Source organism: Clostridium sp. 19966 (genome assembly GCF_032335695.1).
Classification (GTDB): Bacteria; Bacillota; Clostridia; order Clostridiales; family Clostridiaceae; genus JACTOJ01.
In genome coordinates, this window is record NZ_JACTOJ010000002.1 from 319,051 (window position 1) to 336,795 (window position 17,745).

Annotated in this window: 20 protein-coding genes; 2 read left to right on the forward strand and 18 right to left on the reverse strand. The window is 31.2% G+C overall.

The genetic code is table 11. The features are described 5' to 3' along the window. Positions 1 to 19: 19 nt before the first annotated feature. The 15 genes from IAI10_RS03325 to IAI10_RS03395 form a co-directional block, all read right to left on the reverse strand. Complete coding sequence (locus IAI10_RS03325) at positions 20 to 526, reverse strand: HDIG domain-containing metalloprotein (RefSeq protein ID WP_315671874.1); 507 nt, start codon at positions 524 to 526, stop codon at positions 20 to 22. After that, a complete protein-coding gene (locus IAI10_RS03330; RefSeq protein ID WP_315671875.1) occupies positions 519 to 2,693 on the reverse strand; it encodes a HAMP domain-containing sensor histidine kinase in 2,175 nt (724 codons plus the stop codon). Before IAI10_RS03330 ends, IAI10_RS03325 begins: the two co-directional genes overlap by 8 nt. Then, complete coding sequence (locus tag IAI10_RS03335) at positions 2,671 to 3,360, reverse strand: response regulator transcription factor (RefSeq protein WP_315671876.1); 690 nt, start codon at positions 3,358 to 3,360, stop codon at positions 2,671 to 2,673. The genes IAI10_RS03330 and IAI10_RS03335 overlap by 23 nt, the downstream gene beginning before the upstream one ends. A 17-nt stretch (positions 3,361 to 3,377) precedes the next feature. Further along, the gene (locus tag IAI10_RS03340; RefSeq protein ID WP_315671877.1) at positions 3,378 to 3,953 is read right to left on the reverse strand and encodes a hypothetical protein; all 576 of its coding nucleotides are present in this window, start codon (positions 3,951 to 3,953) and stop codon (positions 3,378 to 3,380) included. A gap of 183 nt (positions 3,954 to 4,136) precedes the next feature. After that, a complete protein-coding gene (locus IAI10_RS03345; RefSeq protein ID WP_315671878.1) occupies positions 4,137 to 4,814 on the reverse strand; it encodes a LysE family transporter in 678 nt (225 codons plus the stop codon). Between the two features lie 31 nt (positions 4,815 to 4,845). Then, positions 4,846 to 5,490, reverse strand: coding sequence for an HAD family hydrolase (locus IAI10_RS03350; protein ID WP_315671879.1), 645 nt, complete (start codon positions 5,488 to 5,490; stop codon positions 4,846 to 4,848). An 18-nt stretch (positions 5,491 to 5,508) separates the two neighbouring features. Next, on the reverse strand, positions 5,509 to 6,021 hold the full coding sequence (locus IAI10_RS03355) for a GNAT family N-acetyltransferase (RefSeq protein WP_315671880.1): 513 nt from the start codon (positions 6,019 to 6,021) through the stop codon (positions 5,509 to 5,511). Positions 6,022 to 6,196: 175 nt separating this feature from the next. Then, a complete protein-coding gene (locus IAI10_RS03360; protein ID WP_315671881.1) occupies positions 6,197 to 7,177 on the reverse strand; it encodes an ABC transporter permease subunit in 981 nt (326 codons plus the stop codon). Between the two features lie 2 nt (positions 7,178 to 7,179). Further along, positions 7,180 to 8,103: an ABC transporter ATP-binding protein gene (locus tag IAI10_RS03365; protein ID WP_315671882.1), complete on the reverse strand. Its 924-nt coding sequence runs from the start codon at positions 8,101 to 8,103 to the stop codon at positions 7,180 to 7,182. A 156-nt stretch (positions 8,104 to 8,259) separates the two neighbouring features. Beyond that, positions 8,260 to 9,252: an ABC transporter permease subunit gene (locus IAI10_RS03370; RefSeq protein ID WP_315671883.1), complete on the reverse strand. Its 993-nt coding sequence runs from the start codon at positions 9,250 to 9,252 to the stop codon at positions 8,260 to 8,262. Between the two features lies 1 nt (position 9,253). Beyond that, complete coding sequence (locus tag IAI10_RS03375; RefSeq protein WP_315671884.1) at positions 9,254 to 10,177, reverse strand: ABC transporter ATP-binding protein; 924 nt, start codon at positions 10,175 to 10,177, stop codon at positions 9,254 to 9,256. Between the two features lie 33 nt (positions 10,178 to 10,210). Continuing rightward, positions 10,211 to 10,939: a hypothetical protein gene (locus IAI10_RS03380; protein WP_315671885.1), complete on the reverse strand. Its 729-nt coding sequence runs from the start codon at positions 10,937 to 10,939 to the stop codon at positions 10,211 to 10,213. Further along, the gene (locus tag IAI10_RS03385) at positions 10,930 to 11,631 is read right to left on the reverse strand and encodes an ABC transporter ATP-binding protein (RefSeq protein WP_315671886.1); all 702 of its coding nucleotides are present in this window, start codon (positions 11,629 to 11,631) and stop codon (positions 10,930 to 10,932) included. Before IAI10_RS03385 ends, IAI10_RS03380 begins: the two co-directional genes overlap by 10 nt. Continuing rightward, positions 11,624 to 11,998 (reverse strand): GntR family transcriptional regulator, encoded by a 375-nt coding sequence (locus tag IAI10_RS03390; RefSeq protein WP_396334335.1) that lies wholly within the window; start codon positions 11,996 to 11,998, stop codon positions 11,624 to 11,626. Before IAI10_RS03390 ends, IAI10_RS03385 begins: the two co-directional genes overlap by 8 nt. A 161-nt stretch (positions 11,999 to 12,159) precedes the next feature. Further along, entirely contained in the window at positions 12,160 to 13,029 is an 870-nt protein-coding gene (locus tag IAI10_RS03395) for an AraC family transcriptional regulator (protein ID WP_315671888.1), read from the reverse strand. Between the two features lie 162 nt (positions 13,030 to 13,191). Here IAI10_RS03395 and IAI10_RS03400 point away from each other — a divergent pair, with 162 nt between their 5' ends. Further along, a complete protein-coding gene (locus IAI10_RS03400; protein WP_315671889.1) occupies positions 13,192 to 13,980 on the forward strand; it encodes a gluconate 5-dehydrogenase in 789 nt (262 codons plus the stop codon). Positions 13,981 to 14,030: 50 nt separating this feature from the next. On the opposite strand, the gene IAI10_RS03405 is transcribed toward IAI10_RS03400, so the two are convergent. Beyond that, on the reverse strand, positions 14,031 to 15,032 hold the full coding sequence (locus IAI10_RS03405) for an NADH:flavin oxidoreductase (RefSeq protein WP_315671890.1): 1,002 nt from the start codon (positions 15,030 to 15,032) through the stop codon (positions 14,031 to 14,033). Between the two features lie 136 nt (positions 15,033 to 15,168). Here IAI10_RS03405 and IAI10_RS03410 point away from each other — a divergent pair, with 136 nt between their 5' ends. Beyond that, complete coding sequence (locus IAI10_RS03410) at positions 15,169 to 15,480, forward strand: helix-turn-helix transcriptional regulator (protein ID WP_315671891.1); 312 nt, start codon at positions 15,169 to 15,171, stop codon at positions 15,478 to 15,480. Between the two features lie 598 nt (positions 15,481 to 16,078). Here IAI10_RS03410 and IAI10_RS03415 read toward each other — a convergent pair. Both IAI10_RS03415 and IAI10_RS03420 read right to left on the reverse strand, forming a co-directional pair. Continuing rightward, a complete protein-coding gene (locus IAI10_RS03415) occupies positions 16,079 to 16,234 on the reverse strand; it encodes a hypothetical protein (protein ID WP_315671892.1) in 156 nt (51 codons plus the stop codon). Between the two features lie 126 nt (positions 16,235 to 16,360). Continuing rightward, positions 16,361 to 17,542, reverse strand: a complete 1,182-nt coding sequence (locus IAI10_RS03420) for a papain-like cysteine protease family protein (RefSeq protein ID WP_315671893.1) — start codon at positions 17,540 to 17,542, stop codon at positions 16,361 to 16,363. Positions 17,543 to 17,745 lie beyond the last annotated feature (203 nt).

The following is a 17,745-nucleotide window of genomic DNA, read 5'->3' on the forward strand; positions in this document are numbered from 1 at the left end:
AGAGCAGAGTCTATCGCAGCTAGCGATAGACTCTATCCTTTTTATTTTTCTTATAGTGATGTGCTATTTCTTTTACAGCACAATATTTGTCAACACAGCTTATAATAAAAGCTTCTCCATACTTAGGAGGCACCACTGTCAAAGGCCACATATGCTTCTTTATTATATCCTTTTCCACCGAATTTAGCATAAATGTTTTTTCAGCATTTTCTAAAGCTATGGCTGGATGCCTAAAGGCATGTTTTCCTTTTTCAAGCTTAGTTATCCTCCAATCATACAAAAACATGTCATGCAAAAGTGCTCCCCTAGCTGCAGACTTATAATCCAATCTGCACGCCTTACATATTTTGTAGCTGTAATAAGCCACGTTTATGCAATGCTGAAAACAATTAATATCACAGTGCTGCCTGAATTCTTTCATTTTAAGCACATCTTCGTGCTCTATAAGATCTTTAACACATTCATAAAACTTCAAATCTATATTCTCTTCTCCATCTATTAAAGCTGATTCATGTATTTTATTCAATAAAATTACCCCTCTTAAAAAACTCTACTGTTACTTTAAATAAATCTCCATCTATATCGATATGCATACTTCCATTCTCAAGCTCAACTATGCTTTTAGCTATAGATAATCCAAGACCTGAACCTTCAGTGCTTCTTGCTTTATCTCCTCTTTTAAATCTATCAAAGATTTCATCTACATCGAAGTTCATTTCATAGGATGCCATATTTTTGATAATTATTATAACTCTATCCTCTAAATTTTCAAGCTCCACATATACCCTGGAATTAGGCTGAGAATATTTTAATGCATTACTTATTAAATTTTGAAACACTCTCCAGGTTTTTTTACCATCCAATATTATAAATATCTCTTCTGCAGGTATTTTTTCTCTGAAGGTTAAATTTGACTTTTCAATTTTTTCATTGAATTCTCCTAGTGACTGTCTTAAGAGTTCAGAAATATCAACCTTCTCCATTTCCAATTTAACTGATCCACTGGACATTTTAGAAGCTTCAAAAAGATCTTCAATAATTATCTTAAGCCTTTGAGATTTTTTATCCAGCACTTCAATATATGCTTTCTTTTCTTCCTCGGCAACATTATCATTTTTAAGTAAGCTTACATAATTTATTATAGAAGTCAGAGGCGTTCTTAAATCATGAGATACATTAGTAATAAGTTCGGTCTTAAGTCTCTCGCTTTTAAGTTCATTCTCCAGAGATTTTTTGAATTGATTTCTCATATTGGTAATATCGCTTCCAAGCTTAGCTATATAACTTTTTCCTCCATAATGTATCTTATATTCCAAGTTCCCATTGCTTATTTCTGAAGCTCCCTTAATTATTTTTCCAAAGTCGCTAAGTTTTTTGAGCATATATATTGGTACTATACTTACATATATAGATAAAATTATACAAATAAGTATTCCTGCCCCCTTCGCAGAAACTTTAGGTAATTCCGCTAAAAGCATCCCAAAAATAATTGAAGAAAAAATCACCAGACCGACCTTAACTAGTATTTTTTTATAACTCATGCAATGCATGATAAGCTTAGAGAATGTTACTATATTGCTGCCCTGAATTTCTTTTTTTAAACTTTCTTTATTCACAATAAATGTTCTGATGTAATCTGCATTAAACAGCATATATGCCACGAAAACAGCTACCACGGTAATAGTATAAATATGCCCTACATTAAAAGGCACATAAAAAAAACTTCTCCCTGACAAAAAAATTCTCATGAAGCTAAAAATAATTAAAAGCATTATTGCTCTTATATCCAAGGGAATCTTTTTATACAAAATTTTAAGCTTATCTTTGCAATAATAATGTATTTTTAATTTACTTATTACTAATGTAGCCACTAATCCTGCTGATAAAAAAACAATAAATAATACAGCCTCTTCCTTTATTCTATTGTTTATAGAATTATAATAATTATAATCCCTAAAATACTGATTGTTTTTTGTGGGAGCCAAGTACATAAACTTTCCTTGAAAGCCATTTGAATTAAACCAATAATCTATATAGTTTAAATCAACATCTTTAGAACTAGATGTACCAAAGCTTTCTATATGAATAGCTTTATTTTGATAATAATTAACTGAAAAACTATCCTCAATATTAGTATAAACTTTATCATTTTTAGTGTCTTTTATATAATATTTTATATAATCTGCTGAGCTTATGCTATTTTTTATATTTTTATAGTCATTGTCTTTCATGGCTACTATATCTTTTTTCTTTTCACTTAATTCCTGTTGAGAGCTTTTTTCAAGACTATTAATATCACTTTCTTTTTCCTTAATTAATAGCTCTATTTGTTTAACATCATTGCTCTTTTCGGCCTTAACCATTTCATCCATATATTTATTATCAATTTGTTCCCTTTTTTTAGCAGTATCATCATTGGCCTGCTGAATAATCCTTTGCATATCATCATTGCTTATTTTTTCATCATCCGTTTTAGTGTCGTAGTCGTTATATTCTGTCATAACATATCTCAAATTACTAAAATAATTCTCTAAATTGTAAACATAACTTTCACTTTTGAAATAAGGTTTATCACTTAAGTATTTTTTATTCTTAACAAAATCTGATATGCATAGTATAGAAAATGCAAAAATATATAAAGTTACAATACATAATACACCTTTTAAAAACTTACTTTTCAATTTTGTATCCAATTCCCCACACCACCTTTAAGTATTCAGGTTCTTTGGGATTTATCTCTATTTTTTCTCTGATTCTTCTTATGTGTACTGCCACTGTATTTTCTCCTTTAAAAAACTCTTCATTCCATACCTTTTTATATATTTCTGAGCTAGAAAAAACTCTTCCCTTATTATTCATCAATAATTCTAATATTCTATATTCAATAGAGGTAAGATTAATTTCTTCTCCATTTATGTAAACCGCCTTAGTAGCCTTATTTAACGTCAAATTTCTTACAACTATTTCATCATTATTATTATAGCTGCCAAAATCTACATATCTTCTAAGCTGGGATTTTACTCTAGCTACTAACTCTAGAGGATTGAAAGGCTTTGTAACATAATCATCCGCTCCCATATTAAGTCCAATTATTTTATCAGTATCCTCTGATTTTGCCGACAGCATTATTATAGGTATATTTTTATTTTCCCTGATTTTAAAGGTGGCCTTTATGCCGTCCATTCTAGGCATCATTATATCCATTATTATAAGATGAATTTCCCTTTCTTCCACAGCCATAAGAGCTTCTATTCCATCTTTTGCTTTTATAACATTAATCCCTTCATTTCTAAGGTATATCTCAATAGCTTCTGCTATATTAATATCATCATCTGCTACTAATACATTATATTGTCTCATAATTGTCCCCCTAGCTATCACTCCATAAAGAAGCTAAAAGCATCTTTTTTTATATTTTTAATATATCCTACATCTTTAACATTTCTAGTGTGATATACCATATTTTCATAATCTTTAGCTTGATTATCACAAACGTAGGCATATCCATAGTCTCCCTCTTTTGCCCATTTCATAAATATATATGTATGACTTGGAATACCATCTTTGTTACCACTTTCATCAGTAGTAAAGCATATATCTCCAGGCTTAAGCTGTTTATAGTCAGTGTTTTTCTTCCAGCCTTTATCCTTTAAATATGAAATAAGCTGTGATGTATTGCAGACACTTCCAGGTATATTAACATCATTTTTTCTGAGCACCTCTGATACAAAGTATACACAGGTATTAGCAGAACTGTTTCCATTTAATTTAACAGCAGAGTTATAAACATTAATTCTATTCCCCTTATTACTCAAATAATTATACATATCATTTCTTAATTGATTATTGCTGCTGCTTATAAAATTCTTCTTTATAATTATAAGCACCATAACAAGAATACTTATAGTTAAAATAGTAAGCAGCTTCACCTTTAATTTATTTTTACCTCTCATAACCCCTATACCCCCAAAATTATTTTATCCTGAAATGAATTTTGGTCATAATCTCTTAATGTTAATTATACTAATAACTTTTTAAAAATTCATATTTTATTTCTTAAAAAATTCTTAACATTCATATTTATAATGTCTGCAATGCAAAATAAGGCGGTGATTTTCCACCGCCTCAATATATTTCTATAAATTTATGTAGCTTCTAAGGGTTACTAGTTTAAATATACCATAAGTAAAAAATATAATTCCTAATATAGCTATCCCATAAGCCAGCAAGTCAGCAAATTTGCTGCTATTGCTCTGCTTAGCCACTTTCTTCCCTTTTGATGCTAAAATATTTATCATGGTAAGGCATATCATTATGCCGCTAAGCATTGATACTACAAAAGTTACATAAGCACCGAAGCTTATGTGTCTCCATACTGCTATAAAAGTTGTGCTAAAGGCAAGCCAGGAAAGGTGCGTCATTGGATAAGTAATATTGATTATAAAACCTGTAAACAGCGGCAAAGATTTTACCTTATCACTTACTTCCGTTTCTTTTGGTTCTTTTAATACTTTTTTACTTTCCATTATCGCTCTTATACCTATAAAAAATGTTACTGCTCCAGAAACTATCCAAAATATAATTTCTAAGGTTTTATTAGTTTTTATCCAATTCAATAATCCAAAATTAATCAAAACCACGTCAAAGGTATCCGCAATTACTGAACCTACAGCAACCCAAATTCCTTTTTTAAACCCTTTACTGATAGTCCATCTTACTGATTCTATCCCCGAAGGACCTATTGGTATAGCTATAATTATTCCTGTAACAAGCCCAATTATTAAAGCCCTGAACAATAAAATATAATTTACCATAAGCTCTCCTAATCCTCATCTTTTATTTAAATTAATCAAAGTACTTCAATAATTGCTGAAATTCATCTATATAATATTTATAGTTTTTAACCTCTCCAAATCCATATCTTGCATATATAAAAGGAATCTCCGCTTCTTCAGCAGAATCAGCGTCCTTCTGAGTATCTCCTAGATAAACTGCGTTTTTAATATTGTTTCTTTCCATTACGACTCTTATATTTTTTGCTTTGGACAGACCAGTTCTCCCAGGACATTCAAAATCATCAAAATAATCTTCAAAGCCATGAGCTTTAATAAAAGCCTCTATATATCCATTTCCGCAGTTGCTTACAACAAATAATTTTACTTTTTCATGTAGTTTCTTTAAGGTACTTTCTAAATTAGGATAAAGAATAGCTCCCTGCTTTTCTAAAATAACATTTTGATAATCGCTGCATTCTTCAATTATTTTTAATCTTTCAGCCTCTTCTATGTATCCCATATGCCTTCTTGCTATCTCATCAAGCTGTAATCCCATGTAGCTTTTTAAAAGCTCCTTGGTAAGTGGAGTGGTTACATTTTTATGAGAATCCATTACATGCTTCCATGACTGAAAAGTAGTCTCTGTAGCGTCCCAAAGAGTTCCGTCTAAATCAAATATCACTGCTTCCATATCTACATTAAAATATTTTTCCATTGTATACTCCTATAATAATTATTCTTCAGTTGGATTTTTAGGTCCAGACAAATTAAGCTGATAAAATACTAAATCCAGCCATCTGTCAAACTTATAACCAGCTTTTTCTATTGTACCAACATGCTTAAAGCCTAGCTTTTCGTGCATAAGCAAACTTCCTTTGTTAGCTGAATCTATTCCTGCAACTATTATAGCATAGCCTTCTTCCTCAGCAGCTTTAATAAGCTTTTGCATCAAAGCTTTAGCAATTCCTTTGTTTCTATAAGCCTTGTGAACATATATGGAATGTTCAATGGAATATTTAAAGGCTGGCCAAGGTCTAAATTGTCCATAGGTTGCAAAGCCTACAGCTTTTCCATCTTCTTCATACACAAAAACAGGATAACCTTCTTTTTTCTTTTCATTGAACCACTCTGTTCTCTGCTCAATTGTATGTGGTTTATAAGAATAGATAGCTGTAGTATTTAATATCGCATCATTGTATATCTCCAAAATATCTTTTATATCTTTTACCTGAGCTTCTCTTATCATGTTATTCTCCTTTTTAAACAATATCCTTACGAAAGCTATAAATAAGTGTTTATTTTACACTTATTTATAACAATCTATATTAAAATTATACATTGTTTGAAGAAGCTTTACAATTCACTGAAGCTGTTACTTAGAATTTATAACTTGCAATTTACAATTGGAAATTGCAGATTGATTATACATCCCTTTTTCTAAATATAAAATATCCCAAAGCACAAATTATTATGCCGTATATCAATGAAGATATTAATGCAAAGCTCATATTAATTCCATAAATACGAGAACCATTGTTCACTAACCCAGAAAAATCATTAGCAATAAAAGGAAGATATTTTCCCCAGCTAAAATATAAGGCTAACATCTGTAAGATTTGTACTCCTGCAAGAATCATAAAGAGTGAAAATCCTGTAGCTATGGAACGAGATCTCGTAGCGGCTGATAGAGTAAGAGTAAGTACTACAAATAAAAGTATTTGCAAAAAATCTAAGAGATAAAGTATAAGCATTTTTAAAGCTGCAGGCATATATATTATCTTACTAGTAGTCCAAAACATATCCTTAGCTCCTACACCATTAAAGCCGAACAATATGCCAACTAGTACAAAAGTTAGTACAAACGCTGCGGCCATAAGCTCCAACCCATATATTATAGTAGCCACAAATTTAGCACTTAGCAATTGTCTTCTGGAATAAGGTCTTGAAATCATCATTTTCATAGTTCCTTCAGTAAATTCCCCAGCTACTAAAGTAGCACAAGAAATAATTACAAATAATGCAATCAAACTATTCATATTAAATTCTGACATCATATCCCATACAGTACTTTTTTCATTTGGTTTTATATTATTATTTATTCTATATTCTGCTTCAGCTATGCTTTTTTTCAGACCGCCCAGCTGAATTTTAGCGCTAGCGTCACCTGAGGCTTCCAGCTGTTTTTCCTGAAGCTTTTCTTGATTTAATTCTTCCTTTAAGCTTTCCTTCCAAGTATCTTCCACTTTAATAGTATTGGATTGATGAGTACTCACTTTATGATATTTATATATGCCTGTTGCTAACAGTAAAATAAATATTAGCATTCCCAGCATAACCTTTGTAGATATTCTCTTCCAAAGCTTAGTATTTTCTATTGAAACAAGTGTAAAAAATCCCCTCATGACTATTTTCCCTCCCCTGTAAGTTCCATAAATACATCTTCTAAAGATTGAAGCTGCTTTTTATTCATGGCATATATACCGATATTGTTGTTTACCAATGCTTTAACCATATTAGGGACCTGATCTTTATCTATTTCTGCATGAATTCCATCTCCAAGTAATTCCCCTTTTATACCCATATTTGAAAGAAGTGAAAATGCTTTTTCGTTGTCATCAGTTTCTAAAATTAGAATGTTTTTGTCTCCTGCGTGAGACATGTTAACCAGCTCCTCCACTGATTTTACTGTAACAATTCTTCCTTTATTTATTATCCCTACTCTATCACACATTTGCTGCATCTCTGATAATATATGGCTAGAAACAAGCACTGTAAGTCCAGTTTCAGAAGAAAGCTTTCTAAGCAGCTCACGAATCTCTTTTATTCCTGCCGGATCAAGACCATTAGTAGGTTCATCTAATATAAGAAGCTTAGGATTATGCAGAAGTGCCTGAGCTATACCAAGTCTCTGCTTCATTCCTAAAGAATAGGTTTTAACCTTATCTTTTATAGCCCTTTCCAAATCCACAATTTTAACTACTTCTTTTATTCTCTTTTCATCTACGTCATCATACATCTTTGCAAAAAGTTTTAAGTTGTCCATTCCAGACATATATTTATACAAATCGGGATTTTCAACGATTGCTCCAGTATGCCTCATGGCATTTTTAAAATCCTCCTTTACTGAATATCCGTTTATCTGTATATCCCCTTCAGTTATTGAGGATAATCCCACTATCATTTTAATAGTTGTAGATTTTCCTGCTCCATTTGGTCCTAAGAATCCAAATATCTCTCCTTTTCCAAGCTCCATAGAGATATCTGAAACAATAGTACGTTTGCCAATAACCTTTTTTAACCCTTCAACTTTTAATATAGCTTCTCTCATAATTTACCCCCTATTAAAATTATTATCAGTATGAAGTGTACTATGTCAACTAGTTCACTAGTACACATGGTACACCATTTGAATAATATTGTCAATAGATTTTATATAAAAAAGCAGCCCTACAAAAGAGCTGTTTTCCTTTAATTTATGATTATTCTAGATATCTCTCTTCCTAAATCCTATATATCCTATTATCGCCATAACTATGGTATATATTAAAAATGATACAATTGAGAATCCTAAACCAATATCATATATGGTACTTCCCTGAGTTACCAATCCCGAAAAATCGGTAGAAGCAAAAGGAAGATATTTACCCCAGCTAAAATATACGGCTAGGAGCTGAATTATGCCTGATCCAAACAAAAGCATAAACAAGGAGAAGCCTGTAGCTATGGAACGGCTTCTTGCTAAAGTAGAAATAGCAAAAGCTAATATTACAAACATTATAACCTGAAGAAAATCTAGAGCAAATACTATGAGTGTACTTAATATCCCAGGCATATATATTATTTTGCTTGTTGTCCAAAGCATCTCTTTCGCACCAAGTCCATTAAAGCCAAAGAATATGCCAAGCATAATAAAGTTTAATAGAAATGTTATTAACAAAAGTACAACTCCATATAGTAAAGTTGCTATAAGTTTTCCGGTAATTATCTTACTCCTTGAATATGGTCTTGAAATCATCATCTTCATGGTGCCTTCTGAAAATTCTCCAGCTACCAATGCTGAGCAAGCTATTATAAGGAATAAAGCAATAACTCTTCCATAGCCTGCATTGCTGTCAAATTTAGTTACCATTGTCCATATGCTAGTCTTACTTTCTGGCGCTATATTATTATTTATTGCATATTCATCTTCAGCTATTTGCTTTTTAAGACTCCCTATAGTCATTTTTGAGCTCTTGCTGTCAGACTGCTCCAGCTGCTTCAAGCTTTCTTTCTCCATTTGAAGCTGTTTGCTTAAATCTTCTTTCCAGGTAGCAGAAACGGTATTAACAGTAGAAAGTTTGTTGGACGCAGCGTAATACTTATATATACCTGTAGCTGCTAATGTTATAAGTACCAATATACCTATCATAACCTTTGTAGAAGTCCTCTTCCAAAGTTTTATATTTTCTACGGAAATTAATGTTAATATATCTCTCATTTTACTTTCCCTCCCCTGTAAGCTGCATAAACACATCTTCTAAAGATTGAAGCTCTTTTTTATCCATAGCATACATACCTATATTCTCATTTACTAAAGTCTTAACCATATTAGGCACTTCATCTCTCTTAATTTCTACATGAATGCCATCCCCCATATTTTCGCCTTTTATACCCATACTTGAAAGAATTGAAACCGCCTTCTCATTATCATCAGTTTCCAACACAATAATATTTTTATCATCTTTGCCAGACATATTTATAAGTTCATCTACAGTTTTTACGGTGATAATCCTGCCCTTGTTGATTATTCCAACTCTGTCACACATCTGCTGCATTTCACTTAATATATGACTTGATACCAAAACAGTAAGTCCTGTGGTAGTAGAAAGTTGTCTGAGAAGCTCTCGAATCTCTTTTATTCCTGCTGGATCGAGACCATTAGTAGGTTCATCCAGTATTAGCAGCTTAGGATTGTGCAATAAGGCTTGAGCTATACCTAACCTCTGCTTCATTCCCAAGGAATAAGTTTTAACCTTATCATTTATTGCTCTTTCTAAATCAACTATTTTTACAACTTCTTTAATTCTAGCTTCATCCACATTTTCATACATTTTGCCAAATAATCTTAAGTTGTCCATTCCAGACATATATTTATACATATCAGGATTTTCTACTATTGCTCCCACATGCTTCATAGCATTTCTAAAATCGTCTTTTACTGAATACCCATTGATGCTCACATCACCTTCAGTTATGCTGGACATACCAACTATCATTTTGATAGTTGTGGACTTTCCTGCACCATTGGGTCCTAAAAATCCAAATATCTCTCCTTCCTTAAGTTCCATGGAGATATCGGAGACAATGGTTCTTTTTCCGATAACTTTTTTCAATGCTTCTACTTTTAATATTGAATTTCTCATAATTTACCCCCTAAATTTAGTATTTATAAATTTCTACTTAAGGTTTATTTTTTTCTCAAGCAGATATGAAATGACAATAAATATACCAATCAGTGCCATAGCATCAATAATAAAGCTTAGAACAAAAGCTGGCGTTGAAAATTGTATAATATAATTGCTATCTACAAAGATACTTGTTCCCTTTTTATATACCAAAAAATATATTAATGAAATAAGTTCAGTAGCAAAATAAGTAACAACCCCTATAACTACTCCGAATTTTCTCCAAGGAATGAGCTTTGATACGGATATAGCTAAATAGATTCCCAGCAGAGATTTCACAGAAGTTATAATATAATTAACACCAAAAATTATGCTTGTCTGCTTGTTGTGATTAAATATGCTGAAAATATATTTAATATCTTTGGGACTATATATTTCGTTGAAAACTACAAAGGATATGGCAGATATTGTTGCAGCTATTGCTATCCAAGTTATAGCAGATATGAGTTTGGATATGAGCAGACTTCTTCCCTTTACGGGCAATGTAAACATCAGATATCCTTGATTTCCATAGAAATTATTATTATATCTATTGAACAAGGTTATAAGGGTCAATACATTTATCGTGATTATACCAATCGTCATAAATATTTCATTTAATTCGCTATTGCTGCGAAAGAATAAAATAAAAACCAGCCATAAGAGGATGTATATAGAAAACATCATAGCAAATTTCAAATAATTAGCTTTAAATTCATATTTCAAAAGTTTTAAAAGCATCTAAAAACCTCCCTAAAAACTTCATTGATAGATTTTCCATATTTTATTCTTACGCTGTCTACATCATCATCTAAATACACTTTTCCTTCTTTAAGAATTATGATTCTATCAAAGGCTCTTTCAATGTCCTGTATTAATTGAGTAGATAAAATTACAGAACTATCTTCATTATAATTTTTAAGTATAGTATCAATAATGACATCTCTGGAAGCGGGATCTACTCCTCCTAATGGCTCATCCAACACATAAAGCTTGGCTTTTCTTGACATAACGGTAATCAATTGAACTTTTTCATAAGTTCCTTTTGATAATTTAGACACATCGTCCGTCAAATTTATATTTAAAAGCTTAACTAATTCTTTAGCCTTATTCTCATCAAAATCCACATAAAAATCATTAAAAAAATCTAATACATCCTGTACCTTCATCCACTGGTTAAAATAAGGTTTATCTGGTAAATAGGATACTATTGATTTAGTGTGAATTCCCGGTTTATGATCATCTATTAAAACTTCACCTTTATAATCCTGAAGCAATCCTGCAATAATTTTCATCAAGGTAGTTTTACCTACACCATTTGGTCCAAGCAGTCCTATTATACTTCCGCTAGAAACCTGTAAAGATATATCATCTAAAATTATTTTTGATTTATATTTTTTGCATAGATTTTTAATTTTAAGCAGTTCACTCATCACCATATTCCTCCAAAAACTTCTTGAGAGTATCTAATATGCCTTCCTTAGAGAAACCCGATTTATACATAAGCTTAATAAAGTCTGTTACGTTTTGCTTTACGGAATCCCTTTTGATTTTTTCTATAAGACCATCGTCTATAGTAATAAATCTTCCGGTGGTTCTCTCTGCTTTAAGCAAGCCTTCTCTCTCCAGCTCAGAAAAAGCTCTTTGAACTGTATTAGGATTAACTCCCATAATATTAGCAAGCTCTCTTACACTTTCTATCTTTTCTCCCGGTCTTCTCTCACCATAAACTATCTGTCTCTTTATCTCTTCTATAATTTGAATGTATATAGGTAAATTTGAATCAAATTCATATTGCAAAATCCTCACCTCTTGCAGGATGTATTATTGTATTAAGCGATTAATACAATAATACATTTTTCAACTTTATTTGTCAACAAGAATAGACTCTGCCTTAAAAGAATGTTGCCATAACATTTTAAAACAGAGCCCAAAATAAAATAGCAATTTATATTTCCCGCTTAAATAATTTTCACCATATTACTCTTTCCATATTTTTTAGGAGATGTTCCTACCACCTTGTTAAAAACCTTTATAAAATTGGCATAATCATTAAATCCGCTTCCCTCACAGGCTTCTTTCACAGAGCATCCGTTAGCCAGCATAGATTTTGATAAGCTAATTTTTCTTGCTGTGATATATTTGTTGATAGTAGTACCTGTTTCATTTTTGAATACGCGGCAGGCGTAGGAGCTGCTTATAAAAAGTTCTCTCGATATCTCTTCTATGGTAACTGAATTTTTTATATTTTTGTTTATATACTCCAATATATTTTCTATGAGTTCATTGTTAGGATACTTTATGTGCACATTATTCTCTTTATTGTGTTCTATAAACAATTTATTTATATATATGAGCAGCTCTATAAAGGTTGAATCTTCTATTAAGTCAGCTCCAAAACCTTCTGCCACAACAATTTTATTTACCAATGAACTTATATAATTCAATTGATAGTTATCCGCTGCAGTTTTATGATTTGCTATTATATCCCTTCTATTGAAACATTGGCACAAATCAGTATTTGAAGAAGACAATTGTTCCAAATACTTTGGATAAATAGAAATAACTATTCTCTCATTATCATCACCTTTATCATGAAGCAAATAATGGCTTTCATATTGATTTATGGCGAATATATTTCCTTTTTCCACATCATAGCTTCTATCATCTATAAAAAAATGTTTGCTTCCTGAAAGGGATATATATATCTCAAAACAATCGTGAATATGCATGTCCAAAGTTTTTTCTTCATTTGATAAATGAGCAATAGAAAATCTTTTTTCCTTAAGACAGTAATCTATAGATTTTTTACAGGATGTAAATAATTTCATAAATGCCACCTACTTATTTATATTCAGGTTTATTTAGTTCAAAATATGCAATATTTTAATCAATATATGACAAGTCCTCGTAATTTTTATCTGCTATAATGTACTTATATATTACATATCCATATTTGTCAATATAAATACTTATTTATGGAGGTTATAACTATGGAAATATTAAAAGATTTTTCTCTTGATGGCAAAATTGCTTTGGTAACGGGTGCTTCCTATGGTATTGGTTTAGCTATCGCGACCGGGTTTTCCAGTGCTGGTGCAACTATAGTTTTTAATGATATTAATCAGGATCTAGTAAATAAAGGTCTTGCGGCTTATGCAGAAGCAGGCATTAAAGCTCATGGCTATGTTTTCGACGTAACAGATGAAGATCAGGTCAATAAGGCTATTGATAAAATTGAACAAGAGGTTGGTACAATTGACATCCTTGTTAATAATGCTGGAATTATTAAACGTATTCCTGCTCTTGAGATGTCTGCAAAAGATTTTAAGCAGGTTATCGATGTAGATTTGAACGGACCATTTATAGTATCTAAAGCTGTGGCTCCCGGTATGATAAAAAAAGGGCACGGAAAGATAATAAATATCTGTTCAATGATGAGTGAATTAGGACGTGAAACTGTTTCAGCTTATGCTGCTGCCAAAGGCGGACTAAAAATGCTCACTAAGAATTTGGCTTCCGAATGGGGTGAATTAAACATTCAAGTTAACGGTATAGGACCTGGGTATATTGCTACACCTCAGACAGCTCCTCTTAGAGAAGAAGGCCATCCTTTCAATAATTTTATAATAGGAAGAACTCCAGCTGCTCGTTGGGGAACTACAGAAGATTTAATAGGACCAGCTGTATTTCTAGCTTCCAATGCTTCAGATTTTGTTAATGGACATGTTCTTTATGTAGATGGCGGAATACTTGCATATATAGGAAAACAACCTAAATAGCGAATTATAAATTAAGGGAGAAAGCTTTTTAGTTTTCTCCCTCTTATAATTTATTTGAGAATTTCCATAGCATTTTTTGCCCAATTTGAATCCTTCAATATAGCTCTTGCGACACCTAGCAAATCTGCTTTTCCTGAAGAAATAATCTCTTCTGCAAGCTCAGGCGTGGTAACCCCTCCTGCCACAATAACAGGTATGGAAACTAGCTTTTTTATCTCATAAGCATCTTCGGTAAAAGTACCATATTTATGCTCTCCAGGTACATTATATCCGCAGAAACCTCCTGAAATATCCAATATGTCTACTCCTGCCTTTTCAAATTCTTTAACTGCTAGTTTGCTGTCCTCTAAAGTTAAACCGCCCTCCGTATAATCGGAAGCTCCAAGTCTTAATAAGATAGGAAAATCTTCTCCTACAGCTTCTCTTACAGCTTTTATGACTTCAATATGGATTCTTGATCTTCCATCTATATCTCCGCCATATTCATCTGTCCTTTTATTAGATAATGGAGACAAAAATTGACTTAAAAGATATCCATGAGCAGAATGAATCTCTACACCATCAAAGCCTGCTTTCTTTACCCTTAGAGCTGCTGCTTTAAATTCTTCTACTATATTCTTTATTTCTTCCCTGGTAAGTTCTCTAGGCAATTGTGATTGGTTTTTCTTCCATAAATGCTGGACAGCTGATGGTCCAACTACTTCAAGTCCTGTAACTTCACTGCTTGCTGCACTTCCTGCATGATTTATCTGCATTACTGCCTTTGAACCATTCTTATGTATAAGTTCACTTAAAGCTTTTAGCTTCTCAACTAATGAATCTTCAGCAATAGAAAGCTGATTATTGCTTGCCTTTCCCTGTTTAGTTATAAAGCTATGTTCTATTATTATAAGTCCTATATATCCTCCCTTAGATTTTTCATCATAATAATCTAATACGGATTCGCTTACTCTTCCATCCGATTCAGCCTTTGCAGTAGCCATAGGAGGCATAACCAATCTATTTTTTAAATTTAGTTTGTTTGTTTCTAAAGCTTGCTTTAAATATGCCATTATATCACTCCCTAATATAATTAATCGATTTTTCTCGATATATAGATATTACCACTCACCTATTTATATGTCAATAATTCTTGTTTTAGTATTCACTTAAATTTGACTTATATGAAAAATAGGCTAAAATGAATATATGGATTACGTAAAAATTTTTAAAGCATTATCAAATGAAACTCGTTTAAATATTTTAATATGGCTAAAGGAGTCTGATAAGTATTTTCCAGTGCAATCCCACTCTTTAGAAGAAAGTAACTTTACTAAAGGGGTATGCGTTGGCTGCATTAAAGAAAAATCAGGATTATCACAATCTACCACTTCAGAATATTTATCAATGCTTCAGCAGGCTGGTTTATTAGAATGCAAAAGAATAGGTCAGTGGACATACTTTAGAAGAAATGAAGCTTTTATAAAGAATTTTTTTGAAGAGATTGGAAAGGAGCTTTAATTAATTACAAATTATTTTTGCTGTAAATAAAAAGTTGTCTGAGAATAAAAATCCTTAGACAACTTTTTTTATTAAAAGCAATATTGATTTTACACTTATAAAAACCATAACTCTTAACAACCTAAAGCGGTTTTAATTATAGTTTATTATAGTAAGCTAATAGTTCCTCAACAATATCTTTATCGATGTAGTAACAAGAACTGGAACCATCATTAAAATAAAATAGTGTAGTACTTAAAAAGGAAAGATTCATCACCTTACCATTTGAATAGGTTATATGTAAACCACAACCTATTCCATAATACTCGTTTTTACATTTTCCTTTAGTTTTTACTGTATTAATTAGAGCTTCAATCTTTTTAATATCATTTTTATCCTTAACTTCTTTACATTTAGTACTTGAATCGTAAAGCTCAATTTTTTTTATGTTCTCCGTTTTAATTGGCAGAGGATTGGTGTCTTTTTTTGAAGCACACCCACAGAAGAGTATCGCAATACAGAGAGAAATAAGTAATAATTTTTTTAATTTTATAATAATGAACTCCTTTCAAAATAAATTTTATAATCGATTAATAATTTAATATTAGTATAAATTCAATTATTTTACTGTATCATCTAAGGCTAAGAAACCAATCGAGTCTGGCTTTATAACGTGATCAAAGTAGAAATTTAAATAATTAATGCAATTGGCATCATTTAAGAAGTTGTATAAATCTACATTTATGGTTATAATATGGTTAGTTGAATATGTCATAATTCTCACCTTTGTTGTATTTTAGTGTGATAACTTGCATTTAACAGATGTTTGAGAATTATGCTATATTTATTTTTTGCCAACTATACAAATTCAGCTTAGTTTTTGTATAAGTTTAATTATTATTTAAAAGTATACAGCAGTTTCTCTCCAAACAAATCTATTATTATCCATAACATAATAGTATGATCCATTTTGGGCATAGGCGGCTTGATACGTGTCAAGATTTGGATTCATCATACTAATTTGGATAAATCCATCACCAACCATATACCCACGAATTACTGTAGCATGTGGACCTATATCACTGTGTGTTCCCATAATTATAGGCGCATTAAAATTAATATATGTTTCAATCTCGTTGTCGGATAAAATTCTATCCAATCCTCTAGCATTGCTATCACCATAATGCTTAAGAGTATCACTTATTTGATATATATTTGCACCTTTATTATAATCCATATGCATGTCATCAGCTATCTGAGTAGGTGTAAGATTTGTGCAAAGTCTATAATTTAATACTGATGCACAGCTTGCTGCCCAACATAAACCATATTGATTTCTAACTATTGGAACAGGTAACCAAGTAGATGAAAGAGATAAATTATTTAATTTAGATGAGTTTAAAGCCAATGACTTTGATGTATAAGTATCATCTGATTTTTTAGGTGTAGTTTTAAATTCTTTTTTTACATTTATAAGAGAACTTTTAGGAAAGGATTTCTTTATTTTATCTAGGTATTTATTATATGAACTTTTATCAAAGCTTCGAAGCTTGTCCTTATTATCTTCTGAAACTATAAAGGAACCTAATTTATTTTGAGCATATATGTTAGAATCTGAACTAATTAACACAAATGAACCACCATCATTGTAGGTATCTATAATATATTGTAATCTATCAGCAAAATCTTTGCCAATTGTTGAATATATCCCTCCTTTTTCATCTAATCCAACAGTAAAAATTGCTACAATTTCATCGTTATATAATATTGGATAATAATATATTGATTGATTTTGTAACACATTGAGTCTATCTTCAAAAATATTAAAAGCATTTCCTAGATACAGTTTTTCTGTCATTGCCTTTTGTATACCATAACTTTCTGGAGATTCTTTTATACCAGCAATCAATGTTTGAAAATTAAGACTTGCAAAGGACGAAATTTTATCTGGAACTATAAGTGAAACTATATCAGTATTATTGTGATATTTTGTAATGGTATCTGCCGAAACTTTAATTGTGGAGTAGCCGCATAGTGTTAAACAAAGAGTTAAGAATAATGGGATAATTTTTTTAATTTTCATAATGTTCCTCCTTAATAAATAATAATATTTTTTGGTTCTGTTTTAAATCAGTGTTGATTTTTACACTGATTTAAAACTTCCTTCAGTTCGGGAGGCTATTCTGAAAACCAATTTTTAGGGTCAATTGACCCTAAAAAAAGAAAAAAAGAATAACCACTAAATTATCCATGAATAATTTTTAAAAAATGGATAATAATTAAAAT